This is a genomic window from Oculatella sp. FACHB-28, from assembly GCF_014696015.1.
In the GTDB taxonomy this organism is placed as follows: domain Bacteria; phylum Cyanobacteriota; class Cyanobacteriia; order Elainellales; family Elainellaceae; genus JAAUTN01.
Map to the genome: position 1 here is coordinate 95,661 of NZ_JACJPJ010000088.1, position 23,370 is coordinate 119,030.

The 23,370-nt window shown below is 49.2% G+C and carries 19 protein-coding genes; 11 read left to right on the forward strand and 8 right to left on the reverse strand.

Features of this window, described 5'->3' with window-relative positions:
• Window positions 1-14: 14 nt before the first annotated feature.
• On the reverse strand, window positions 15-902 hold the full coding sequence (locus H6F88_RS22355) for a J domain-containing protein (protein ID WP_190644933.1): 888 nt from the start codon (window positions 900-902) through the stop codon (window positions 15-17).
• Window positions 903-1,623: 721 nt separating this feature from the next.
• On the opposite strand from H6F88_RS22355, the gene H6F88_RS22360 reads away from it, so the two are divergent.
• Both H6F88_RS22360 and H6F88_RS22365 read left to right on the forward strand, forming a co-directional pair.
• Window positions 1,624-2,013 (forward strand): NINE protein, encoded by a 390-nt coding sequence (locus H6F88_RS22360; protein WP_190644934.1) that lies wholly within the window; start codon window positions 1,624-1,626, stop codon window positions 2,011-2,013.
• Between the two features lie 45 nt (window positions 2,014-2,058).
• Window positions 2,059-2,607, forward strand: a complete 549-nt coding sequence (locus tag H6F88_RS22365; RefSeq protein ID WP_190644935.1) for a ComEA family DNA-binding protein — start codon at window positions 2,059-2,061, stop codon at window positions 2,605-2,607.
• Here H6F88_RS22365 and lepB read toward each other — a convergent pair.
• The 3 genes from lepB to H6F88_RS22380 all read right to left on the reverse strand — a co-directional run bounded on the left by lepB (window position 2,573) and on the right by H6F88_RS22380 (window position 5,414).
• Window positions 2,573-3,223 carry a signal peptidase I gene (lepB, locus tag H6F88_RS22370; RefSeq protein WP_190644964.1) on the reverse strand — a complete coding sequence of 217 codons (651 nt, stop codon included), beginning with the start codon at window positions 3,221-3,223 and terminating at the stop codon, window positions 2,573-2,575. The two genes, H6F88_RS22365 and lepB, sit on opposite strands and share 35 nt — an antisense overlap.
• A 78-nt stretch (window positions 3,224-3,301) precedes the next feature.
• Window positions 3,302-4,312 carry a hypothetical protein gene (locus H6F88_RS22375; RefSeq protein ID WP_190644936.1) on the reverse strand — a complete coding sequence of 337 codons (1,011 nt, stop codon included), beginning with the start codon at window positions 4,310-4,312 and terminating at the stop codon, window positions 3,302-3,304.
• 208 nt (window positions 4,313-4,520) lie between these two features.
• Entirely contained in the window at window positions 4,521-5,414 is an 894-nt protein-coding gene (locus H6F88_RS22380; protein WP_190644937.1) for a 4-hydroxybenzoate solanesyltransferase, read from the reverse strand.
• 180 nt (window positions 5,415-5,594) lie between these two features.
• On the opposite strand from H6F88_RS22380, the gene H6F88_RS22385 reads away from it, so the two are divergent.
• The gene (locus H6F88_RS22385; RefSeq protein ID WP_190644938.1) at window positions 5,595-6,194 is read left to right on the forward strand and encodes a ParA family protein; all 600 of its coding nucleotides are present in this window, start codon (window positions 5,595-5,597) and stop codon (window positions 6,192-6,194) included.
• A 35-nt stretch (window positions 6,195-6,229) separates the two neighbouring features.
• On the opposite strand, the gene H6F88_RS22390 is transcribed toward H6F88_RS22385, so the two are convergent.
• Both H6F88_RS22390 and xylB read right to left on the reverse strand, forming a co-directional pair.
• A complete protein-coding gene (locus tag H6F88_RS22390) occupies window positions 6,230-9,127 on the reverse strand; it encodes a hypothetical protein (protein ID WP_190644939.1) in 2,898 nt (965 codons plus the stop codon).
• A 270-nt stretch (window positions 9,128-9,397) separates the two neighbouring features.
• Window positions 9,398-10,855 carry a xylulokinase gene (gene xylB, locus H6F88_RS22395; protein WP_190644940.1) on the reverse strand — a complete coding sequence of 486 codons (1,458 nt, stop codon included), beginning with the start codon at window positions 10,853-10,855 and terminating at the stop codon, window positions 9,398-9,400.
• A gap of 162 nt (window positions 10,856-11,017) precedes the next feature.
• Here xylB and H6F88_RS22400 point away from each other — a divergent pair, with 162 nt between their 5' ends.
• The gene (locus H6F88_RS22400; RefSeq protein WP_190644941.1) at window positions 11,018-11,296 is read left to right on the forward strand and encodes a hypothetical protein; all 279 of its coding nucleotides are present in this window, start codon (window positions 11,018-11,020) and stop codon (window positions 11,294-11,296) included.
• A gap of 13 nt (window positions 11,297-11,309) precedes the next feature.
• Here H6F88_RS22400 and H6F88_RS22405 read toward each other — a convergent pair whose 3' ends face one another.
• Both H6F88_RS22405 and H6F88_RS22410 read right to left on the reverse strand, forming a co-directional pair.
• The gene (locus H6F88_RS22405) at window positions 11,310-12,104 is read right to left on the reverse strand and encodes an RNA polymerase sigma factor SigF (protein ID WP_190644942.1); all 795 of its coding nucleotides are present in this window, start codon (window positions 12,102-12,104) and stop codon (window positions 11,310-11,312) included.
• 506 nt (window positions 12,105-12,610) lie between these two features.
• Entirely contained in the window at window positions 12,611-14,140 is a 1,530-nt protein-coding gene (locus H6F88_RS22410; protein WP_242050660.1) for an amidohydrolase family protein, read from the reverse strand.
• Window positions 14,141-14,622: 482 nt separating this feature from the next.
• Here H6F88_RS22410 and H6F88_RS22415 point away from each other — a divergent pair, with 482 nt between their 5' ends.
• The 7 genes from H6F88_RS22415 to H6F88_RS22445 all read left to right on the forward strand — a co-directional run bounded on the left by H6F88_RS22415 (window position 14,623) and on the right by H6F88_RS22445 (window position 23,333).
• Window positions 14,623-16,593 carry a pre-peptidase C-terminal domain-containing protein gene (locus H6F88_RS22415; protein WP_190644943.1) on the forward strand — a complete coding sequence of 657 codons (1,971 nt, stop codon included), beginning with the start codon at window positions 14,623-14,625 and terminating at the stop codon, window positions 16,591-16,593.
• A gap of 278 nt (window positions 16,594-16,871) precedes the next feature.
• Complete coding sequence (locus tag H6F88_RS22420) at window positions 16,872-17,450, forward strand: TetR/AcrR family transcriptional regulator (protein WP_190644944.1); 579 nt, start codon at window positions 16,872-16,874, stop codon at window positions 17,448-17,450.
• A gap of 63 nt (window positions 17,451-17,513) precedes the next feature.
• Window positions 17,514-18,296, forward strand: a complete 783-nt coding sequence (locus H6F88_RS22425) for an SDR family oxidoreductase (protein ID WP_190644945.1) — start codon at window positions 17,514-17,516, stop codon at window positions 18,294-18,296.
• A gap of 42 nt (window positions 18,297-18,338) precedes the next feature.
• The gene (locus H6F88_RS22430) at window positions 18,339-19,310 is read left to right on the forward strand and encodes an LLM class oxidoreductase (protein WP_190644946.1); all 972 of its coding nucleotides are present in this window, start codon (window positions 18,339-18,341) and stop codon (window positions 19,308-19,310) included.
• Window positions 19,297-19,557, forward strand: a complete 261-nt coding sequence (locus H6F88_RS22435; protein ID WP_190644947.1) for a hypothetical protein — start codon at window positions 19,297-19,299, stop codon at window positions 19,555-19,557. Before H6F88_RS22430 ends, H6F88_RS22435 begins: the two co-directional genes overlap by 14 nt.
• A gap of 55 nt (window positions 19,558-19,612) precedes the next feature.
• Entirely contained in the window at window positions 19,613-20,605 is a 993-nt protein-coding gene (locus H6F88_RS22440; RefSeq protein WP_190644948.1) for an NAD(P)/FAD-dependent oxidoreductase, read from the forward strand.
• A 559-nt stretch (window positions 20,606-21,164) separates the two neighbouring features.
• Window positions 21,165-23,333: an iron uptake porin gene (locus tag H6F88_RS22445; RefSeq protein WP_242050661.1), complete on the forward strand. Its 2,169-nt coding sequence runs from the start codon at window positions 21,165-21,167 to the stop codon at window positions 23,331-23,333.
• Window positions 23,334-23,370: the final 37 nt, after the last annotated feature.

The window sequence follows — 23,370 nt, forward strand, 5'->3', positions numbered from 1 at the left end:
TTCCAACAGAGCTACTATTGCTTTTTGGCGAACAAACCAAAAAGCCCTCCTTTTTTAGCAGTACTGGGTGGATCTAGCTTGATTTTTAGTTTCTTGGCATACTCCAGAGCCAGTGAGTCTTGGGGATTTAGTTTAAGCGCTTGCCGAAAGTGGACTGTTGCCATGCCAGTCAGATTTTGCATGAAATAGGCTTTTGCCAACAAAGAATGAAACTCACTTTTGGTTGGCTCCAACCGAATTGCGTCTCGCAACTCTTGTACTGCCATTGACCAGCTTTCTTTTTTCATGTACTCTTGCGCACGAACATAGTGGCGCTGGGCGTAATTGCCATTGGACTGTTGTTTTGGATCGGCTGAAGCAGCGGTTTCCCGTTTGATCTGCTCAGCCGGAACCAATCCAGTCGGCTTTGGGCGAACAGGCTCACCCATTTTCAACTGGAGGTAAACCAAGTTGAGTTCGGTAAGTTGCTGGGTGATCGGCTCAAACTGACGAAGCGGTTGATATTGAGAGTCAGCTAACTGGGCGATCGCCTGCTCATAAAACACATCCACGGAGTGCATGGGTGTTTTAATCAACTGCCGAGCAGGGTCGCTTTGGGGCAATAAAGGCGCTTCATGATTCATTCGCCGCACATGAATTCTAAGCAGAGCCAAGCTTTCAGCTCGACCTTTGTCTTGCTTGAGTTTTTGGTAAGCAGGACTGATCAAATGAGCAAAGAGCTGACTGGCGAGATTCCGGTCTGCTGGGTCTGCGGTGGTGTATCCATCAGGATGTAAAAGCTTAGCCACAGCACGATAGCGCTTCAATACTCGGCGATCGTCAGCCGAGACAGACAGTCCCAACACAGCATAGGGATCTGAAAATTTTTTCAGCCAATCTGTGGAAAAAGGGATCTGTGACATTGATTAGGCTGCTCTTAAAAGTGGGTCAGTGTTAATCAAATACGAACTGGTCTTTAGCATTGATGAAGATGACCCTTGCTTGAGCAAATTTTGGTATGCCCGATTAAAAAGGTGCCGATGTGTAGAAACGCTTTGCTTTTTTCCCAGCAAGACAAATTTAGCTAGGTAAGGTAGCGCCTTGTTTTCATGGCTCACACCCTTCAGCACCTTTAGAATGCAGCTTATGACCCTGTCTCAAAATGATACTGCCTTAATCTATCAGGTAAGTTAACCTACCGATATAGGTTGTTGTCAGCATGGCAGAGCTGCGCTCTTACCAACAAACTCTGTTTGATAACTGAGCAACTCCACTCTAATGTATCTCTTAAGGTAGATGTTGTGCGACTGAGCTTGGAGAACGAAGGGGTAGATTTCAATACCTGTTTACTCTTTTTCCGCTAAAAGAATAGGGATGCATTCTCACGACGCGGGTGCATCCCTGTTCTTTGAGTACCTAATCTTTGGTCGGCCAATGGAGGGGTCGTGCGGTTAATGCCTGAAATAGGCTGTTCAGTTGAGACAAAACGCCTTGAGAAGGCTGAAGCTGGGTCGAATTCCTTCGAATTCCTTTCTTCATTCCAGCTTGGCAGCAGAATCGATATGATGTGGAAGTAGGTTCTGTAGCATAATGGCGCTGCTAACCCCCATATTCGTAAACTTAAAAGACCTTAGCGTCCCTAGCATGTTGAGCAAGTTCAAAAACCGTAAAGTCGCCGTCGCTCTAGCATTTGCTGGAATGGTAATGCCCGTGTCGGGGTTGCATAAGTTCTATCTGGGGCAGCCAATTTGGGGTGTGTTGTATTTGTTACTGTCGTGGACACCCATTCCCAAAGTTGCCAGTGTGATTGAAGGGGTCTGGTATTTAGCCCAAAACCAGGACGACTTTGACCAAAACTTTAATTCTGCTTTAGCATTGGGAACAGTTGCAGTTCAGTCGCCTGGGGTAGATCCGGCCCAGGTGGGCGCGATCGCCGATGCTCTCCGTCAGCTTGACACGCTGCGCCAGGACGGACTGATCTCTGAGTACGAGTTTGAGCAAAAGCGCCGCCAGTTGCTTGATCGGATTGCTTAGGGCAGGTATTTTGATGGGGGCAAGCAGTCCGGAGGAGTCAAAGGAATGGGCATTTCTGACTGGTTTTCACCTGGGCGACTGAGTGCTGTTGCAAAAGCTCCCTTGCGAGTGAAGCTGCTGAATGATCCCTACTACCGCTTGCAGTCTAACGAAGAAGTACGGCTTGCGGCGGAGCTAGGCATCTACATTGACGTGAATCAGGCAGGGGTAGATGATTGGTTGCGGCTGCCAGGACTGTCGATTCATCAGGCGCGATCGCTTACTGCTCTGACTCAGTCTGGAGTTCAGCTTCACTGCCTAGAAGATTTAGCCGCCGCGCTAGGACTGCCCGTACAGCGTTTGCGCCCGCTAGAGCCTGTACTGAAGTTTTGCTACTACGATGCTGAAAGCATCTGCACGATTCGGCAGATCAATCCCAATACGGATTCAGTTGAGACACTGAGTCAAATCCCCGCTGTAGATTTGTTTTTGGCTCGGGCGATCGTACAAAACCGCCAAACCTATGGCGCTTATCGCAACCTGGCAGACCTGCAAAAGCGGCTGTCACTTCCTGGTCAGCTTACTGCTGAACTGCTCCACTACTTGCGCTTCTAGCGTTTGACTTGTCAGAAATTTTGCCGACTCGCTCTAATGGAAAAAAGCGGAATACTGCCCGGCCAATAATATTTTCTTCAGGCAAGAAGCCCCAAACATGGGAGTCGTTGCTGTTATTGCGATTGTCTCCCATGACAAAAAATTGTCCCGCTGGTACCAAAACTGGAGGCATTTCATATTCAGGCGGTTCAGCAATGTAATCTTCTGCCAAAGGCTCTCCATCAACGTAAACTGTGCCTCCCTGCACCTCCACAACTTGCCCTGGTTCGCCAATGATGCGCTTGATGAATGCCTGATCGGCGGTATACCCCTGAAATTGCAGCTGCACAGGTGGGTCAAAGACAATGATGTCGCCTCGGTGGGGTGGATGAAAGCGGTAGGCGACTTTTTCCACCACCAGGCGATCGCCCACATCTAAAGTCGGCACCATCGAGTCTGAGGGAATATAGCGCGGCTCCGCAATAAACACTCGGATTAGAAGTGCCAGAAAGAGAGCGATCGCTAAAATTTGTAAGTTTTCACGCTGAGATTGCCAAAACCCAGGTTTTGCAGAATTCTGTAAATTTTGCGGCTGAGATTCGGTTTTCGCTTCAGCAGGTTTTGCTTCAGCAGTCATCGGCTTTTCATCGGTCATTCGTTATTCGTCACTGGTTGTGAAGTGCTAGCAAATTTTACAACGCTGAGCCTACACCCCTTAACCAAAGCTCAGCCGCCGGACTTCTTCATTCGCTTCTAGCTCCAGCCACAGGTTGCGGTTGCGAGCTTCGATCGCCTTTAGTTCATCGAGCTTGCCCATGATGGTACTAGTAAAGTCATCTGCTTCGGGTAGCTGCTCTGCCAGGTACGAGGCTTCTAGCTCAATCTCAATCATCCGAATTGTTTGAGCGTACTGGTTGATCAGATGGCGATCTTGATTAATTCGCTGTTTTAGCAGCTTAATCGCTCGGTCGATTCTAGCAATGCGGGTCGTGTAGAGAGCTGCGCCAACGCTCAGCATTTTTTCTTTGAGTGCGGTTAGCCGTTTGATAAAATCACGGTGGGCATAGCCTTCATGCCGCAACTGCTCAATGCGACGGGTCAAAATCACTTTTTGATCGGCAAGCTCAAGTTCGCTCATTAACCGCGCATCCCCTGGAACGTCAGGCTTAAGGTCAGGGCTGGTGAGTTCTGCGGTGTCAACCAGACGACTGTACATCAAGAGGGCGATCGCCCCCAGTCCGGTTGTTGCCACGACTCCGGCACCTGTTGCCACGCCCAGGGCGATCGCTAAAGAAGCGCTCCCACGCGTAGCCAGTAGGTAACCCAAGCCAGGAATCGGAGAGGGCAGATGGTACTTTTGCCCGGTCGAATGATTATTGATGGTTAGCAGTTTCTTGATACCGCTGCCGCAGGTCGAATACAAAATCAAAATCTTGTCGCCAGGACGCACCGGAATCTGATCCTGCAAACCGGGTGTAGAAAACTTCAGCAGCCTTAAGCTGCGCCCCGGAGTCGTAATCCGAAACTGGTAGCGACGCTTGTAAAAGCTAGGCAACTGATCAGACAAATACAGCATTGCTTCCGGCTGAGAAGACCAGCCTGAAAGCTTACCGTAGACTGCCCCATAGTTTTGCCGACAGGAGGAGCACTGAATTTGTAAAAGCCCATCGGGACTAATCTGCCCCAATGCCCGGTCGCAACGAGGGCAGTTAACAGAAAGATACATGAGCAGTGTGGAGATGCGTGAGGAGGCAGCAGGCAGCGATCAATCTGAAATGGCTATTTAGTTGTAACAGGGATACTGAATTGTAATAGGGTTTTATCGGTTCTGTTTGGGGTGGGTGAGAAATTCCTAGTTTTTCTTAAAGATCTCCAAGAAGATTTTAAAGAAGGATTTCCCCTAAGAATTTCCCGTGTAGGGGCGCTCGCCCACCCTACAGTGTCCCTAGCACCATACCAAACAGCAGTACAAAACCAATCCAGACATTTTGGCGAAAGATTTGACCGTAGAGCGAAGGATGCGGCTTTTTGGGGCGTAACTGAATGTAATGCCAGACCCAGGCTAGACCCGCAATTCCTAGCACTAGCCAGAAAGCAATTCCTAGCCCCATGCCGATTCCCAAAACTGCTAATAGCAACGCTGTGCCCGCAAAACAAAGCCCGACCACATGAGCCGCCGCTGAGCCAAAAAATAAAGCGCTGGAGCGAACCCCAATGCGGCGATCGTCTTCCCGATCAGCCATCGCATAGACCGTATCAAATCCTAAGGACCACAATACTGTTGCTCCCCAGAGTAGCCAGGTCGATAGTTCCAGGGTTTCGGTTACGGCCGTCCAGCTGATCAGCACAGCAAAACCCCACGCCAGAGCCATGACTAATTGCGGCACGGGAAACACCCGTTTTGACAATGGATAGAAGACAATGAAAGGAACCGCCGCCACACACAGCCCGAAGCTCAACGGATTGGTCACGGGGTTCAGGTAAATTGCTAACCCCAGGGCACAAATGAGTGCAACCAGTGCAACGACGATTCCTGTCTTGATAGAGAGGGCACGAGCGGCAAGGGGGCGATCGCGAGTTCGCGCTACCCTTGGGTCAATGTCCCGATCCCAGAGATCATTGATCACGCATCCGGCAGCGCTGGTTGCCAAACTTCCCAACACGATCACGCTCACAAGTGGAATCGGCGGAGTCCCATTTGCTGCCAGAAACACCGCCCAGAGTGCCGGAAGCATCAAGATCAGCCGTCCAGAGGGTTTGTCCCAGCGCAGCAGGCGCACGACAGTGAGCCAGGTGGGTTCAGGTTTTCGTTGAGGCTGCGTCAGCATATTGATATCAGCAAAGCGATGAGAAAAACAACTGAAGCTGAAGATTTAGACTCGATCAGCAGTTTCGCTCTCTAGGATATCGCTTTGACACGGGGTCGAGACCCATGAGCAATTCAAAACTCAAAACTCCCCTAAACTTACAATTCTCCCTTACGCTAAGGGATCAGAATTTCGTTAAACATGATCATTACGGTTGCTAGCTACAAAGGAGGCGTGGGTAAAACAACCACAGCAATTCACCTGGCGGCTTATTTGCAGACCCAGGCGGATACTCTGTTGATTGACGCTGACCCAAACCGCTCTGCCACCAGTTGGGCTGAGCGGGGAGAGTTGCCGTTTGAAGTTGTCGATGAATGGAATTCGCCCAGCCAAACCCGCACCTTTAGCCATGTGGTGATTGATACTCAAGCTCGACCGATCAAGGAAGATTTAGCAATTTTGGCAGATAGCTGCGATCTGATTGTCCTTCCCACCACGCCCGATGTGCTGTCTCTGGATGCACTGGTGTTGACCCTGGAATACCTTCAGTCGATTGGCGCAAACCGCTATCGCATTCTCCTGACCATTGTTCCACCTAAGCCCAGCAAAGATGGGGAGATGGTGAGAGGAATGCTGGTTGATGCCGGTTTGCCTGTCTTCAAATCCTGGATTCGTCGCTATGCAGCATACCAAAAGGCAGCACAGACAGGAATTCCCGTCTATGCCGTGAAAGATCCTAAAGCAGCCGATGCCTGGCAAGATTACCAGCGAGTTGGAGAAGAACTTTTAGGAAAAGGGTAAATAGTGGCGCGGCTCAGCCGCGCCACTATTTACCCTTAATCTTTATAAACGTCGAGTTCGTCGAGTGAGAGAGTGGGTAGGTCGGGGGGCATGACCATGCGATCGACAATGATCTTGTGGCTTTCTCGTTGGGTCGCCATTTCTATGGCGATCGCCTCAAACTGTATCTCAAAACAGCCAAAGGGGACAGTCAGTTGGGTTCTCACTTCCATCTCACCTGAGCCGTTGGGCAAGAAATTCATTAGCCAGTGTGGACCGTCTAACAAAGAGCGAGTTTGGCGATCGTGAAGCCATAGCTTGACGTAGATGCGAGGAGTTAAGGCGGGCAACTTGACGATGACACAGACTGACTTGCCAGCAGTCAATTCGCCTGTAGGTAGCTCAATTTGCGGCGTGGGGACGGGTTCCTCATCAGGTAAAGCAAGCGTTGTATCGCTTTGTCTCTCCCATCTGCCGTTACGAAATCTGGCAGGAGGAAGGTCATCGTCTACAACCACTTCTTGAGCCACCAGATCCGCATCGACTCCCAAGGTGATGCCGTCCACAAAGGGTGACTGATCTGAGGGCGCATTGAGGGAATCTGCTGGGTCAGCGTCCGTTGCTAGAGAGTTGAGCCGCGACCAAAAGCGATTTTTCAGCTTCGCAGTTGGAAAAGCTCTGTCCTGTGTTTTCAAAGGCTCTGTTGCAGGTTCAGGTTGCCGCTCTGGGATAGAGGAATGATTTGTTACTGGGATTTCTGGGCGATCGCCCTCTTCCCCCTCACTCAAAATTTCTGGAGCATCTATTTCTGGAGTTTCTACAGCATTTGAGATATTTTCTGCAATGGTTTCTGTGAATGAATCAACTTCCTCAGCGGGTGATTCATTCATTGAAGCTGATTCAGGAGAAACTTCTGAATCAGCTTCAAACACTTCTACTAATTCCAAATTCGCAATTGTCTGTGCCAATTCTTCTGGCGATTCATCGATCAACTCTTCCGGTAGTTCAAACGGAGTTTCAGAAGCTTCAGGGGTTTGCGTTTTGGTAAGCAAAAATTGCTTAACCGCTTCCGCATTGCCGGACAGCGTAAAGTTTGGATCGTTGGCTAGTGGTAGCTCTAGCGGCTTGGCGGGCACTTCTCCTGGTTTAGCAGGATACAGTTGAGGGGGCAAAGAAGAAGCATTGGAGGGCTGAAACTGCACCACTGAACCGGGAGAGTTTAGGAGATCCAAAAATTCCAGGTTGAGAATGTCTGTGTCGTTCGCAAATGCCAGCGGTGTTTGAAGGTCTAGTGGAGTTGGCTCAGTGGCGATCGCCTCCAACAACTCCTCCATGTCAGCCGCCACAGTAAACGACTGAGTTGCCAGCACCTTAGTCGGAACGCCCACCTTCGGCACGGCATAGAGCAGAACCTCGCCCAAAAACAAATGAGTTTGACCCTGAGCAGGTGTTGCGATCGGACAGCTAAATGAGAAAGGAACTGCCTTATCTGCTAACGGCTGATGCACTTCTGCCACAACGTGACTGGTTTTCGGATCATGCAGGCGAATTTGCATCTTGCTGACGCGCACCGTTGGATTAACCTTACTTTCTGACAGCAGTTCAACCTGTCCCACCAGGTTAAAAGACCGCCCGCGCCGCACCACATAGGATTCTCGCTCCAAAGTTATCTGAAGTTGAGGAGACGCAACCGCTGTGGCATTTTCTAACAAAGGTGCGGTGAATGTAGACAAGTTAGTAGTCTCATCCACACTTTCACCAGCCTGCTCAATGGCTGGATAAACGGGTGCTGACCCAGCCTCAAATTCCTTGAGAATGGATTCCACTGCCTCGTCAATAGTCTGGTTAAGGGTTTGGTCAAATTTTTCTGGGTCATATTCTTCAAATATCGCCTCAACCACTTTCTCTGACATTTGTTCAGCCGCTTGCCGCAGAGAAGAAGCATCGAGCGATTCGGGCAGTGCCTCGGTGGGCTGAGTCACCTCTACATCAGGAGCCGCATTAGCCACATCCATTGACTCTGCCAACGAATCTGCGAGTTCTGCTGCTGCGGCGTTGATGGCAGCGATCGCTCCCTCTTGAGCGATCGCCATTTCGGTTTCCTCTGACTCACTTGTTGCGTCGTCAGATAGCAATCCATCAGCAGATTCATCGGACAGCGTTTCCGAAATCTGTGTTTCTACTTCTAGTGGAACTTGTTCTACTTGCTCCAGTTGGACTGCGGTAATCTCGGTCGCCTCTGTCACCTCTTCCACAGATTGTTCCGGTTCAAATGAAAGAGGTTCGTCGGCTTGAGTTTCAGCTTGAATGAAGGTTGGCTCCGATGCAGCTATTCCTGACTCGGCAGTTTCAGCCACAATCTCATCAGGGGCAACCTGAGAAGCTGTATCTGAGGTCGCAACAACGGGTTCCAGAGCGGGTGCTGATGGCTGGGTCGGTTCAGCTTGGGGTAAAGGAGTAGAAGGAGCGATCGCCCCATTTTGCGCTGGTTGGGCTGGTTGCACCTGCGAGTGGAATGCCTGAGCTGCACTTGCTCCAGTCGCTTCAGCCAGCGATTCTGATCCGGAGCCTTCCCAGTCTGGCTCCCAATCATCTACTTCAGGATCGTTATAGAGAACCTGAAGCTGAACCGCATATTCCCAGCTTTCCCCGATCATGTCAGCCATTAGGTCGCTGGTGCAGCGCAACTCCCACCGCCCCGGCTGTAGCCGCGTAAAGGGAATGACCACGAGCAGCCCCTCTCGATTGGTCTGCCCCGATCGCTTCTGCACTCGAAGCTTAGGCGGCATCTCAACCGTCGCATCGTGGATCACCCGAATCTCTACTGGAGTTCTGACTCGACTCGATCGCGCCACAACTCGATATCGCCCTTCCAGAATCTCAACGCTTGGAGATTCCAATGGCAACCAAGAGCGATCGCCCTCTTTCTGTAGCAGAAATTCCCAATACTCCATCTCGAACCTCCGCAAGGAGCTTCCCAGTCTAAACCAGACAATAGAGGCAGTGTGTAGTGCTCTACATCTGACACTCGTTACTTATCATAAATGACTTCTGGGAATGGCTTTATCTTCGCTATTTAAGCACATTGCATTGGATTTCCTGTGTGAATTGTTGCGCGATTCCACCGTGCAACAATTCACGCTCCTAAAACAGCATTTGTGCAGAAAGCCTATGGATTTAACCTAGGGGATTAAGGGTTGAGAATTGAAGTCAAAAAATAATTTTTATTCTCTACCTACGACTGCCTGCCGTAATGCTGGATAGAGTGAACAATATCGCTGCCATGCTTCTTCTAAAGCATGTTCTGGAGAATTTGGACGGATTACGGCATCCGGCGGGGTTGAGTTTTTGGGAAGGGCGATCGCCTCATTCACCACTTCAATTCCTATCCCTGCCAAAATTGCCGCACCTCGTGCTGAAGCTGACGCAACTGTAACAGGACGCAGCGGTACTTGTAGGACATCCGCTAATAGCTGCTGCCACTGGGGTTCAAGGGTGCCGCCGCCAGCCAGCCGTAACTCCCTCACCTCGATACCCGTAGCGGCGATCGCCTCCAAGCCCTGACGCAGCGAAAATGCTACCCCTTCCAATGCCGCCCGCATTAAATGAGTCTGAGTGTGGTGTAGCCCCAGCCCAACCCAAGCCCCTCGTGCCTGCGGATCAAGCAAAGGCGTTCTTTCTCCCGTCAGGTAAGGCAAGAATGTTAGCCCTTCGCAACCTGAAGCAACGGCAAACGCTGCTTGATAAACCTCTGCCCAGCTTAAGCCTAGAATGCCACGCACCCATTCCAACGCCAGTCCCGCATTTTGCATAGCAGCAAGCGTGTACCACTGGTGAGGAAGTGCCGATCGGTAAAGGTGAGTTTGCCGGTGAGGATCAGGAGTGGGATGCGATCGCAGCGTCACAATTTGAGCGCCTGAACCGACCGTAAGCTGCACCAAACCTGGCTCAAGCAGTCCACTACCTAGCGCTGCGGCTGCCGTATCCCCCGCCCCTGCAACCACGGGCAACCCGGCTGGTAAACCTAAATGGGCTGCGGCATCATCCGTCAAATAGCCCGCAATGCTGCTAGAAGGAATTAGCCGAGCTAACCCGTCCGAGCGCAGCTTTAGCACCTCCAGCACATCGTTTGCCCAGCTATCCTTCAGCACGTTATAAAGTAACGTTGCTGACGCGTCCGAAGGTTCCGTCGCCACTTCGTTCGTTAAGCGAAATCGCAACCAGTCTTTAGGCTGAAGCATCCATCGGGCTGTGGCGTAAATTTCTGGCTCAAATTGCCGCAGCCATAGCAAACTCGCTCCTGCCATTCCCGCTGTAATTGGGTTAGCAAGCTGATTGAGCAGCGTGGAATCTAGCGCCCGGTAAGCATCCAGCACCGCACTGGAACGAGTATCTGCCCAGAGAATAGCAGGACGTAATGCCGTTCCTGCCAGGTCGGTCAGGACAATACCATGCATTTGCCCGGATAGTCCAATGGCTTGAATCTGGTTTGCCTGGTCTTGAACCGTAGCGCGGGTGCCGATCGCCACCGCTGCCCACCACTCATTCGGATCAGTCTCCGCCCAGCCCGGATGTGGTGATTTTACAGAATAAGGGCTGGAAGCTTCCCGAATGACTGCGCCATCTGTCGATAGCAGCAGCACTTTTACCGAACCCGTACCTAGATCGATCCCCAACAGCATAGCGGTAGCCCTAAGTGTTCTGCCGTGTAGTTCACCTGATGTTCAAAATTTGAAACCGAGTGAGCTACGCGACAATCTCATGGGCACAATCAAAACATAAAGCAGGCAGGATTTCTTCCTCCACGAGCTTTAACCTGTTGAGTTTTGTATAGGAGCAGTAGCATGTTGAGAATTGAATCCCAGACAATTTCGCATCACGGTTGGAAAATTGAGGTGGTGCGCGAAGCAGAGGAGTTTTTCTTTCAGTGCTATCATCCTGACCTACCCGACTTCTGCAACGATGGCTCTGCCCATTCCACCGCTGAGACAGCATTTGCAGCGGCGCGTCATTTCATTGATCGAGAAGTTGCAATCCAGGCTTTGTTAGAAGTGGTTGAAACCTGGATGCGAACTGGCAAGATCAGCGAGGACGAATACTGGAATCTCACTGATTTTGCTTAAGCTAGCATTCTCTTTATAGCTCCGAAGGGACAGACTCAGACTGAGGTTGGGGCTGGAGGATTGCGATCATCTGCTCTACACCGCGTTGAATCCGACGGGTAACGGTCATGGGGCTAACCCCAATTTTTTCAGCGACCTCTTTGCGAGATAGGTCACTGTAGTAAACGAGCTCAATTGCAGTGCGAGTTTTTTCCTCAAGCTGTGCCATTGCTCTTTGAATCTGTTGACGGTCTTCTTCCCAAATTTGCAGCGTTTGGGCATGGGCATCGGTAAGGGTGTCGCCCAGGGTAACAGCAGAGTCAACCTGCTGACTCACAGTGGCATCCAGGCTGAGCAGCAAGCGGTTCTTGCCGGATAGCTTAATTTCTTGCCATTCGTTGATGCTGACATTGAGGCGTTCGGCGATTTCGCTATCTTTGGGATTACGACCTAGTTCTTTGGTGAGCGCTTCTCTGACTCTTTGTCCTTCCTTTTGCATCTCTTGCCAGCGGCGAGGGATTTTTACAGCACTGCTGCGATCGCGCAAGAAGTGCAGCATTTCGCCCCGAATGTAAGGCACTGCAAACGAGCTAAAAGCATAGCCATGACCAGGATCAAACCGCTCGATTGCTCGAATTAAACCGAGATAGCCAATTTGCTCAAGATCTTCAAACGGTTCGCAGCACTGACGGCTGATGCGATGAGCAATCTTCCGAACCAAACCTGCATTCAACCGGACCAATTTATTGCGGACAGAAACAGTCGGATTTTGGTGGTAGGCAACCAGTAGTTCTATCGCGGTGGAGCGGGGGGAAGATTGAGTCGTCATCTCTTTAGGACACCTTGCGTTTGAAGTTGTGCCTATTGTCCGTAGAGAAGCCCGTTTGAGACGATCGTTATTCTACGGGTTTATTGGGAAGGCTCTTGAGAAATGCCAGCATAAATACGTAAGCCCTTATGATTTGAGCCAGTCCAGGGATGAATCCTCTCCTCTGTGCGTAAGCGGATTCACTCGCGCTGTGGTTGGACTGAATCGCTGATTTCTTCAAGAAAATGACCGTTTGTCTGTAGAACTGCCCTAGATTCTTTTGGCGCTATTGAGCAGCTTTACAAAACTTTTGCATATTGCAAGAGCGTGCAGGTTACTGTCTTGCACGTCAGCCAGAATTGCTTTGGGCAGAGACGATTTACAAGCCGATGACACTCGTAAATCGTCTCTGCTCACCTGCTTTACCTCGTTATACCAATTCCAAAAGTTAAGGCTACAGATGGAAGGGCACCTCGTGGAGCAGGGTGCCCTTCCATCTGTAGCCCTTTTTGAGAAACGTTATTATTTCAAATGCGAGAGTTAAAAGTTGCATAAGGGTTAAGTTTTGGCATGGTCCAATTGGCGTACCACTGTTTGAGGTAGGGGAGCAGTTCGGCTACCAATGCCCCGTTCTTCTGTTGGTTTGCAGCAGCGTCCATTTGATTAGCAATTTCTTGCCCCACGGCTTGCAGGTCAAATCCAGTAGGTTGACCGTTTTGCAGGACGATCTTGCCGTTGACGAAAACGGTTTCTACATCTGCTGCACGGGCACGCATTAATACGACGTGTACAGGACTTGCTTCCGGTGCAATCCAGGGATAGGTGATGCGATCGCACTTCACCAATACCAGATCTGCCTTGTAACCTGGAGCAAGCTTACCAATCTTTTGCTGCATCAACAGTTTTGCTCCTCCCGTCGTTGCCATGTGAAAAACGTCTGTAAAGCTCGGAGCAGGCATATTAATCTGAGGAGTACGATGCAAACGTGCTGCTAACCGTATCTCGGCGAACATATCCTCATCATCTCCCAGAGTCGTTCCGTCCATTCCCAGCCCAACGGTGACACCTGCCTCAAGCAACGAATTTAAGGGAGCAATACCCGCCCGGAGTCGCAGATTAGAACTGGGATTATGGCTGACCGAGGCTCCTGTTTCTGCCAAGATCTCGATATCACTTTCGGTTAGCCACACGCCGTGGGCGATCGAGAATCGAGGACTGAGAACCCCCAACTCGTGTAAATGAGCTATCACAGATTTGTCATAGAAACGTGGTCCCATGAGTTTTTCATAGAATGATTCCACAACATGAGTTTGAATGCCTGTATTCAATGACCTTGCCGTTTCAGCAATTTTGATCATTAAATCATCACTCACCCACTGTGGTCCCGGTGGCCCAAACCAGACATCAATGTGAGGATGTGACTGATAGCTGACCACCAGATCACTAATGATCGACAAATAATCTTCTGGAGACAAGGTTTGCTGAAGGGGAACAAGAGTGTTTACCTGTTGGCGAAGGGAGTCAGGCAAACTTGCTAAAAATGCATCGTCTTCATAATGAACCAGGAAACTAGAATAGTTTGCACCGGGAGCCAAAGCCACTCGTAGCCCTGCTTGCTCGTAGGCACGAAGCCGCCCTTTGAGGTTGTTTGTGCTGGCTTCCGGGGTTCCTGAAATACTGGCAACATCCAGTACGGTTGTGATACCACTTTGTAAGAGAAGAGCTGCACTGAATAAGGTTTTCAGCGTGGGATCTTGCGATCGCAGTGCAGTATTAGCAAATAGCCAAGGTTCTAGGAAGTCATCATCCACACCCTGTAAAGAGTTGGGAACTCCGTTACTGTGGTGATGGGCATTAATGAAACCCGGTAGGATAGCAAACTGACTGGAGCCATGTACATTTGCGTCAGGATATTTGGCACGTAGAGCCTCCCAGGAACCCACTTCTAGAATGGTGTCGTCCTGAAATGCGATCGCTCCATCAGATAGAGTTTCGTCTCCTGTAAAAATCCAGCGACCTCGCACAAGTTGAACAGCAGTCATCGGTGATGTTTTCATAAGAACCTCAATCAAGGAAATCTGTTAGTTGCTTCAGCAACCTCTTGTAACACAACCGTGCTGACCGCGCGGCGTTTTCAGATACTGGGGGTACCCTTGTGGGTACTTCCGATTCTGAATTAAATTTCTAACAATGATAAGCGGAGCTTTTAAGTTGAAAGGCTACTTACAACTCAAAAGCTCCGCTTACGATACTTAATGCGATCGCCTTATCTTCAACTTTGAGCTACTTCTAACAATTCTGCTGCAAGTAGCTAGCAGTTGTTCTCTCAAATCAGGCAAACCAAAATTCAGTATCCTGTTTCACCCTAAGCCTTGAGCCTTATTCAGATTATCCTTCAAGCTAAAAAAGTTTGTGCTTAGGTCTTAGCACGGTTTGGCGAAATAAAAGGGCTGGAGCACTGCAAGCAAAGCACTTTTCCATCAACAACAGACAACAACTGTTAGTAGTTGTCATCTCCAAAAAATGTAGAGAGCAAAACATGACTATTAGTAACGATGTGTTAGGTGATACTTTTGGTTTTGAACCGATTCAGCTTGACATCGAAAGCGTTAATGGCAGAGTGAGCAACGACAATTTGCTCCTAACAGTGAATTTTGCTAATTCCATTGCAGCTCCATCTACAGGCTTGGCTGAAGCTGTCGTTGGTTTTATTGATTTAGACCTTGATCAAGATCCCTTAACAGGCATCTCCTCTAATCAAAGCTTCTTTGCTCCCCTTGGACAACAAGGAGGTTCATTAGGAGCCGAGATCTCAATTGCTCTCTTTAGTGAGCAACTGACCACTGGCTTTGTGGATCTAATTAATACGGCTGATTTCACTATCCTTGGACAAGCACCTATTGTCTATCAAACCAACTCTCTTGAAATACAAGTGCCTCTGGAGTTGCTAGGAGATGATGGAGCACTCAACTACAGCACTGTGGTTGGAACAGTTGTGGAGCCAACAGATGCCGCTCCAAATACCGAAGTTGGAGTCGTTGATTTAACTAACGGTGGTGGAATTGGCGAGCCGAATGACACCATTTTTGAGGCAATTGCTACGGAACTTAGCTCTGAGAATCTAGGCACTTTCACTTTTGCAGGCTTTATTGGTGACAGTCTCTCTGCTGATCCTAATTTAGATGTAGACTTCTTCCAATTTCAGCTTGATGCAGGCGATCAGATCACCATTGATATTGATGCAAGTGAGTTTGGTTCTTCCGTAGATACGCTTTTGCGAGTGTTTGATTCTGCGGGAAATGAGATCAGCATCAGCGATGACGCCGCAGCGCCTGACGAACTTCTATCGCTGGATTCATTCTTAGAATTTACAGCTACTTTTTCTGATACTTACTATGTTGGAGTCAGTAGTTTTCCCAACAATCTCTATGATCCATTTGTAGCGGGTACGGGTTCTGTCTCCGGGACAACGGGCGATTACAACATTGAGATTTCTCTCGCTGCTCCGATCGAATTCATTGGTACTCCAGATGATGATCTGATTGTGGGTACAAACGGGTTTGATCTAATCTCAGGCTTGGAGGGTAACGATAACTTACTGGGTCTTGCGGGCAGCGATCAAATCTTTGGTGGAGATGGCGATGACGTAATCATCGCAGGAGATGGAAATGACACCATTGAGGGGGGCAGCGGAGCTGATGAGATCTATGGTGACCTAGGGAATGACATCATTGCGGGTGGCAACGGATTTGATGTGATTTTGGGTGGAGATGGCAACGATGTGATTTCAGGCGGTCGTGGTAAAGACCGAATTTTTGGTGATTTTGGTGATGATGTTCTTAGAGGAGAACAGGGCGACGACATCATCAACGCTGGAGAGGGAAGTGATTCAGTCTTTGGCGATGCAGGTGGCGATCGCCTGTTTGGGAACTTTGGGTTTGACTTCCTCGAAGGTGGTGCAGGTAATGATTTTGTTGATGGTGGTGGAGACGATGACTCAGCCTTTGGAGGTATTGGAGATGACCAGCTTTTTGGCAGCTTTGGGTTTGATTTGCTCGATGGTGGAGACGGTGCAGACGTTCTCATAGGTGGTGTTGATAGTGACTCTCTAAACGGAGGTGACGGTAATGACACGCTGATCGGCGTTGATCCCTTCAATCCCGGTTTTGGATTAGGTTTATTTGAAATCGATTTCTTAACAGGTGGACTGGGCAGCGATACTTTCGTCCTGGGAGATAGCGGCAGTATCTATTACAATGATGGCGATCCCGCATCTGGGGGCGACAATGACTACGCCTTAATCACGGATTTTGAACTAAGCCAAGATGTCATTCAGCTTTCTGGCTCAGCTGATTTTTACAGCCTGGACTTCTTTACCTCAAGCTTGGGGACAATTGATGCGGCTATTATCTACGATCCAGGAGTCGAAGCAAGAGGAGAATTGGTCAGTGTGATCCAGAATGTTTCATCCAATCTAAGTATCAGTGAACCTTCCTTCGTATTTGTTTAATCAAGGCGCATAGCCCCATTAAGTTCGACCAAGAACTATCAGAGGAGGTGTGACGCTTTGTGCGGTTGTGTCGCAAAAAATTTAGAAACCTATGTGTGGAGCTGAATCGTACGCATTACAACTCTACTAATCGTGCTTCAGCAATTTTTTGCGACACAACCCTTCATCTGACTACTCTTCGTAGAACCGTTTGTGATTTATTCAAGTGAAAATGACTGGTAAAACCATAAATGGTTCAAGGCTTGACAAACTTGCCTACCTACTAGTAGGATAAACTCATGAAGCAAACCGATACCAAAACTCAAATTCTAGATGTCGCTCAAGACCTGATTCAGCGCTTTGGCGTGAATGGCATGAGCTACCAGGACATTAGCGAGAGTGTCGGCATTCGCAAGGCAAGTGTTCACACTCACTTTCCTAAGAAGGATGATTTGGTGATAGCGCTACTTGACCGCTATAGCGATCGCTTCTTCAGAATAGTAGACGGGATTTTAGCCTCCAATGATGCGCCAGAAGTAAAGCTACGCCGCTATTGCGGACTGTTTGAGACAACACTTAGAAGTGGTGATCAGGACAAAACTTGTCTCTGTGCCATGCTTGGGGCAGAAACCGTAACCTTGAGTGAGCAACTGACCGAGCGGGTTCGCAGTTTCTACCAGGCAAATGAGGAGCGACTCACCGACCTTTTAGATATGGGTCGGCAAGCTGGCAGTTTTCGCTTTCTTGGGGAAACTCAAGCTATGGCTTCGCTAGTTTTTACTGTGTTGGAGGGAGGAATTTTGGTCGTCCGAGTTCATGGAGGAGCAGATAAGTTTCACCAGATGATCGAGCAGTTAATTCAGTTGGTCAAAGGATAAATTTTTTTATTCCTAAAACATCCAACTAGTAGGAAGCAAGCTTCATTTTGAGGAAAGAGAGCTATGAGCCAGGATCTTGCAGGTCAGAAGTTAGTTGTGGTTGGCGGTACAAGCGGCATTGGCAAGGCAGTTGCTCAGGTAATTCTCAGCCGAGGTGGGGCAGTGGTGCTAATTGGCAAACGGGGCGATCGCCTACATTCAGCAACTAATGATCTCAGCCCATTGGGAAAGGTTTTTGCAGAGCAAGCCGACATCACCAATCCAGGCGAACGGAATGACTTAATTGCTCGAATTAACGCCAATCACGCGGATGCGACACTCTTGGTGAATGCGGCTGGGGTATTTTTGCCCAAGTCCTTTTTAGAGCATACTGAAGCGGATTATGACCTGTATTTGAACCTCAATAAAGCAACTTTCTTTATCACTCAAGCGATCGCCAAAAACATGGTTGATCGCGCTCAGGGAGGGGCGATCGTCAATATAGGCTCCATGTGGGCAAAACAAGCAGTCCAGGCAACTCCTTCCTCCGCCTATTCGATGGCAAAAGCAGGGCTACACTCTCTAACTCAACATTTGGCGATGGAATTGGCAAGTCACAAAATTCGAGTTAATGCAGTTTCTCCTGCTGTCGTGGAAACTCCCATTTACGAAGGGTTTATTCCAGCAGACCAAGTTCATTCAGTGCTACAAGGATTTAACTCATTTCATCCAATCGGACGCGTAGGTCGTGTAGAGGATGTCGCTGAGGTTGTTTCCTTCTTGCTATCTGAGCAAGCTGCCTGGGTGACAGGAGCCGTTTGGGATGTAGACGGTGGCGTGATGGCAGGGCGAAATCAGTATAGCTAATGTGAATAAGGCGTGAGTGGGGTGTTAATCAGGAGGTGTTAAATGGTATCTGTACTAGATTCAACTGGCTTTAAGCAACTGTTCAAAGAGAACCATCTGACTGTTGGCGTGTATTTCCCAATTGAAGCTTACAAGGGCAGCATTCCAACCATGCAGCATCAGGTGGTGTTGGCTCAACGGGCAGAGGCTTTGGGCTTCGCTGCACTGTGGTTTCGGGATGTGCCACTCTATGATCCAAGCTTTGGCGATGTGGGACAGATTTATGATCCCTGGGTGTATCTGGGCTACATTGCCGCGCACACGCAACGTGTTGCACTTGCCACAGGTAGCATTATCTTTTCCCAGCGACACCCGCTACATTTGGCAAAAGCGGCAGCATCCGTAGATCAATTATCTAATGGACGATTAGTGATGGGCATTGCATCAGGCGATCGCCCCGTAGAGTTTCCGGCCTTTGGTGTTGACTTTGAATCGAGGGGCGATCGCTTCCGCCAAACCTTTTTCGACTTCAAGCAAGCGTTGGCATCAGAATTTCCAGTCATTCGATCGCCCCTGACTTACTTAGAAGCAGCCGGTGTATTGCCAAAGCCAGTGAACGGACACATTCCGCTTCTAGTAACTGGGCACAGTCGTCAATCGCCTGAATGGATTGCTGAACACGCCGATGGGTGGCTGTATTACCCACGCCATCCACAAATGCAGTCTCGGATGATTCAGGATTGGCGTGACCTTACAGAACGATTTGCACCGGGAGTTTTTAAACCCTACGCTCAATCTCTTTATGTGGACCTGGTAGATGATCCAACTCTCGCTCCTAATCCAATTCATTTGGGTTATCGACTAGGGCGCGATCGCCTAGTGGATCTGCTATTACATTTGCAATCAATCGGCGTGAACCACGTTGGGCTGAACCTCAAATATGGAGAACGCCCTGCCGCCGAAGTGTTAGACGAGATTGGACAAAACGTTTTGCCTCACATTCATTCCTCGGTACCCACTTATGAATCCGTATGAATTAGTTAGCTGTAGTTTTTACGATGAGTTAGAAGCACTAGCAACCTTGCGTCGGGTTTGCACGATCCTTTACCGCACCGAAACCGACGAAGAGATCAGCTTAGAAGGACAAATCATTGACCTCTACTCTGTCAACAAAGTCGAATTTATGAAGTTGAAAGACGCCACGGAGATTCGGCTCGATCGCCTGATTTCAGTAGACGGCAAGCCAATGCAATTGGCTGATGACGGCACCTGTCAGATTTAGAGTAAATCGCTCAACCTACTGCTTTAGCTGGTGAAACTCACCCTTGGAGGGAATTATGCAACTCACCAAACAAATGCTCGATCAACGAGCAGATCAAGTTTACGATGTCCTGGTCATTGGTGGTGGAGCCGCTGGACTGTCTGCTGGAATCTATCTGCAACGTTATCTGCTGTCTACCCTAATTATCGACAAAGGTAAGGCCCGCTCCTTCTGGATGCAGGAACTACACAACTATCTGGGTTTACCCCCCGATACACCTGGACGGAATGTGCTGAAACAGGGCAAAGAACATTACCTTTCTCTTGAAGGGGATTACCTGAATGGGTACGTGGAAGAAGTAATCGATGAAGGCGAAACATTTGCAGTTCACGTTAGAATTGGGCGCACAAACCCTACTAGTGCAGTCTTTCGCAGCCGTTATCTAATTGCAGCGAGTGGCATTATCGATCATCTTCCCAAGCTAGCCGATATGCAGAACGTGTTTGACTATGCCGGACATAACCTGCACGTTTGTCTCGTCTGTGATGGCTACGAGATGCGCGACCAACGGACAGGCGTATTTGGCAGCAGCGAATCCAGTCTGGAAGTTGCATTTCCGCTCGGTTGGTTTACACCCTACATCGCCCTGTTCACTAATGGTGAGTTTGAAGTGAGTACTGAGTTTCGCGATCGCCTCACTCATCATGGCTACACCTTAGTCGAACAGCCCATCAAGCAATTCTTGGGCGAACACCACCACATGACGGGTGTAGAACTTGCCGATGGCTCAGTCATAGAACTCGATGCCGGATTAGTGTCAATGGGTTCAAAATATCACGCCGATTACCTGAAAAACATTGATTTGGAATACCAGGGTGGTAACTTGGTTACCGACAAAATGAACCGAACCTCTCACCCTCGCATCTTCGCAGTGGGCGACTTAAAGGTGGGAATGAATCAAGTAGCGATTGCCGCTGCCGATGGTGCATTAGCCGCAACCCAAATCTGGCGAGATATTCGCCGCCGTGAAGGAACTCGGCGATCGCCAGTTACCACTCATGCTGCGTAACTACCCAATAGTTTGAGGAATGCAGTGGGCGATCGCCCACTGCATTTTCTCTTTCAGCAACACTAAATCGGCTAACCAACTGCTACTGGGAACTATGACTTCAGTTGTACGTTGCATCACTGACAAGTCGCCTTAGTCTACCTAATTAGGCAATAGCTTTACTTACCTTCTGATGAATTGTCTCACTGCAATTGAAACTTCTGGAAATGCTACAGGACTAATTCCTCTATCCGTTAGTGTTCGTTTTTCCCGATAGTTAATATAGTTAATTTTGAGTATTACATAGGCAACACTTGCAACACTCAAAATCATCCTCTATTTAGAACGCTCTACTAAAAAAACTTGGTCAGAGAAAATCCTGATCAAAATACTTTGGTTAGTAGGAATCTCTAGCACGAAAGCAGAATTTTTATGGCTGATGTGTTTTTTGCGGCATCTTACTGCATCAACCTTGGACTTTAACAATATCGGTCGCAGTTTTGGCGATCGCTCCATTATTTTGTGGCTGCACTTCAACTAGTGTGGTCAGTTTTAACTTGCTGGATGTGAGGAGTTCAAGATGAGCAAGGGTAAAAAGCAGACTTCACCTAAAGTTGGGTTGGGGTTGCTGTGTTTATTAACGGGTTTAATGGCTGTAAAACCGCTGAATGCGGCTGAGGCTGAAACAAATGATGTAGATCCGGAAGGCTTAACTGGAAGTTTGTCCGAAATAACAGTAGGGGCGATCGCTGAAGAAGATGCATCAAACCAGGAGTCAGATGATGAGTTAAATCATGAATTGTCGGATTCCCAGTTAGAGCACACGGCATCTACAGAAACCGTTGTTGAGGCAGTTGAGATTCCAGAGGCGTTGTTTGTAGATGTGCCAGAGGTCGTTTTCTCGGAAGCAGACGTCACAGTAACAGCCGAGACTTCAGAAGCGCTGGTTGCAGATTCTTTAAGTCCAGATGTATCTGGTTTGAATACACCCAATTCGACTCTGCCCAGCTCGACTGTAACCAGTTCAACTACGCTTACACCAGTTCCCTCGGTCAACTCACTGACAGAAGACACAGCATCTAATTCTATTGGGCAAGTCACCTCGGTGTCTCAACTGTCAGATGTGCAGCCGACAGATTGGGCATTTCAGGCGTTGCAGTCTTTGGTGGAGCGCTATGGTGTGATTGCGGGATATCCAGACGGCACGTATCGGGGCAATCGCGCCCTAACTCGCTATGAATTTGCAGCGGGGCTGAATGCAGCCCTCGATCGCGTCAATGAACTAATTGCCGCTGGACTAGCTGAGGCGGTGACTCGTGAGGATTTGACTACGCTGCAACGTCTCCAGGAAGAATTTTCGGCAGAGCTGGCAACTTTGCGAGGTCGGGTAGATACATTAGAGGCGCGGACGGCCGAACTGGAGGCAAACCAGTTTTCAACCACCACTCGGTTGAATGGAGAAGTGGTTTTGAGCATCGCAGCAGCGGGTGGTGGCTATCCCGGGGGCGATGACTCAGACGCAACACCAGGAATTCTCTCAAACACAGGCGGAGCAGAGGGAAATAATGCTCAGATCGTGTTTAACAACCGGGTGCGGCTCAATCTGACGACCAGCTTCACAGGCAGCGATCTGCTGATTACAGGGTTACAGTCCTACAACTTTGGGGGTGGCTTTGGCAACAGCACGGGCAGCATTCCTGGCACTTTGGGACTGGGCGATCCGATATTTGGCACGGCTAGCAATCTAGGTCTGGCTTACGCTCCGCAGTTTGGCACAACCAATCCCCAGAATCTTTCTAACAGCGGCTCGAATGATATTGACCTGTATAAACTGCTGTACATCTTTCCGGCATTCGGCGATGTAACGCTATTTGTTGGCACTAATGCTGAGGTGACAGATGCGTTTCCGGCGATCGCTCCCTTTGCTAGTGACAGTCAGGGCGCACTTTCTCGGTTTGGCGGCTACAACCCAGCAGTGAGGGTTTCTGGTGGTACATCAGGTACAGGCTTAGCATCAGCGGCAGGATTTATCTGGGATATTGCGGATGGCATTGACCTGCGCGGGTTGTATGGCAGTGTGAATGCCTCATTGCCCAACAACCAAGGATTGACGGGCGGTACACCGCTGGGAGCAGGTTTATTTAATGGCAGCTATGTGTTGGCAACACAGCTCACTCTAACTCCCAGTGATACGCTCAACATTGGGCTGAACTACGCCAACAGTTACCACCAAATCAACATTCTGGGAACGGGGCTGAGTGCGTCTGACATTGGCTCTGTCTTGTTTAACCCCAACGCTGAGCAGTTGGCGGCAGTAGGCGGAAATGAGGTCTTGGCGGTCGCCAACGAAGGCATTCGGCTCAACTCCATTGGTGCAACCGTCAACTGGCAGTTTGCTCCGGGCGTAGACCTGACCCTTTCCGGTGCTTACATCTTTGCTGATCTAGTCGATGTCGATGCCTCAACCAACTTCATTAGCTGGATGGCAGGTGTACACTTCCGTGACATTTTTGGCGAAGGCAACACGGCTGCTCTACTAGTGGGGCAACCCCTAAACCGAGCCTCGGTTGGCGGCGAGGCATACAATCCTGAAAATGCTGACCCGTTTCACCTAGAGGGTTTTATTAACTTCAGGCTCAACGACAACATCAGCATTACTCCCGGTGTATATGTTGTGTTTGACCCAGAAGGTTACAGCGGCAACAGCACGACAGCTGTAGGAGCATTGAGAACAACCTTTACGTTCTAGAGCCAATGAGACTGATTTAGAGGGTTAAGCTCTGCGA

Bases quoted from the DNA above. Each gene is read 5' to 3' on its own strand.
- H6F88_RS22355 (WP_190644933.1), bottom strand. From the start codon at position 902: ATGTCACAGATCCCTTTTTCCACAGATTGGCTGAAAAAATTTTCAGAT.
- H6F88_RS22360 (WP_190644934.1), top strand. From the start codon at position 1,624: ATGTTGAGCAAGTTCAAAAACCGTAAAGTCGCCGTCGCTCTAGCATTT.
- H6F88_RS22365 (WP_190644935.1), top strand. From the start codon at position 2,059: ATGGGCATTTCTGACTGGTTTTCACCTGGGCGACTGAGTGCTGTTGCA.
- lepB (WP_190644964.1), bottom strand. From the start codon at position 3,223: ATGACTGCTGAAGCAAAACCTGCTGAAGCGAAAACCGAATCTCAGCCG.
- H6F88_RS22375 (WP_190644936.1), bottom strand. From the start codon at position 4,312: ATGTATCTTTCTGTTAACTGCCCTCGTTGCGACCGGGCATTGGGGCAG.
- H6F88_RS22380 (WP_190644937.1), bottom strand. From the start codon at position 5,414: ATGCTGACGCAGCCTCAACGAAAACCTGAACCCACCTGGCTCACTGTC.
- H6F88_RS22385 (WP_190644938.1), top strand. From the start codon at position 5,595: ATGATCATTACGGTTGCTAGCTACAAAGGAGGCGTGGGTAAAACAACC.
- H6F88_RS22390 (WP_190644939.1), bottom strand. From the start codon at position 9,127: ATGGAGTATTGGGAATTTCTGCTACAGAAAGAGGGCGATCGCTCTTGG.
- xylB (WP_190644940.1), bottom strand. From the start codon at position 10,855: ATGCTGTTGGGGATCGATCTAGGTACGGGTTCGGTAAAAGTGCTGCTG.
- H6F88_RS22400 (WP_190644941.1), top strand. From the start codon at position 11,018: ATGTTGAGAATTGAATCCCAGACAATTTCGCATCACGGTTGGAAAATT.
- H6F88_RS22405 (WP_190644942.1), bottom strand. From the start codon at position 12,104: ATGACGACTCAATCTTCCCCCCGCTCCACCGCGATAGAACTACTGGTT.
- H6F88_RS22410 (WP_242050660.1), bottom strand. From the start codon at position 14,140: ATGAAAACATCACCGATGACTGCTGTTCAACTTGTGCGAGGTCGCTGG.
- H6F88_RS22415 (WP_190644943.1), top strand. From the start codon at position 14,623: ATGACTATTAGTAACGATGTGTTAGGTGATACTTTTGGTTTTGAACCG.
- H6F88_RS22420 (WP_190644944.1), top strand. From the start codon at position 16,872: ATGAAGCAAACCGATACCAAAACTCAAATTCTAGATGTCGCTCAAGAC.
- H6F88_RS22425 (WP_190644945.1), top strand. From the start codon at position 17,514: ATGAGCCAGGATCTTGCAGGTCAGAAGTTAGTTGTGGTTGGCGGTACA.
- H6F88_RS22430 (WP_190644946.1), top strand. From the start codon at position 18,339: ATGGTATCTGTACTAGATTCAACTGGCTTTAAGCAACTGTTCAAAGAG.
- H6F88_RS22435 (WP_190644947.1), top strand. From the start codon at position 19,297: ATGAATCCGTATGAATTAGTTAGCTGTAGTTTTTACGATGAGTTAGAA.
- H6F88_RS22440 (WP_190644948.1), top strand. From the start codon at position 19,613: ATGCAACTCACCAAACAAATGCTCGATCAACGAGCAGATCAAGTTTAC.
- H6F88_RS22445 (WP_242050661.1), top strand. From the start codon at position 21,165: ATGAGCAAGGGTAAAAAGCAGACTTCACCTAAAGTTGGGTTGGGGTTG.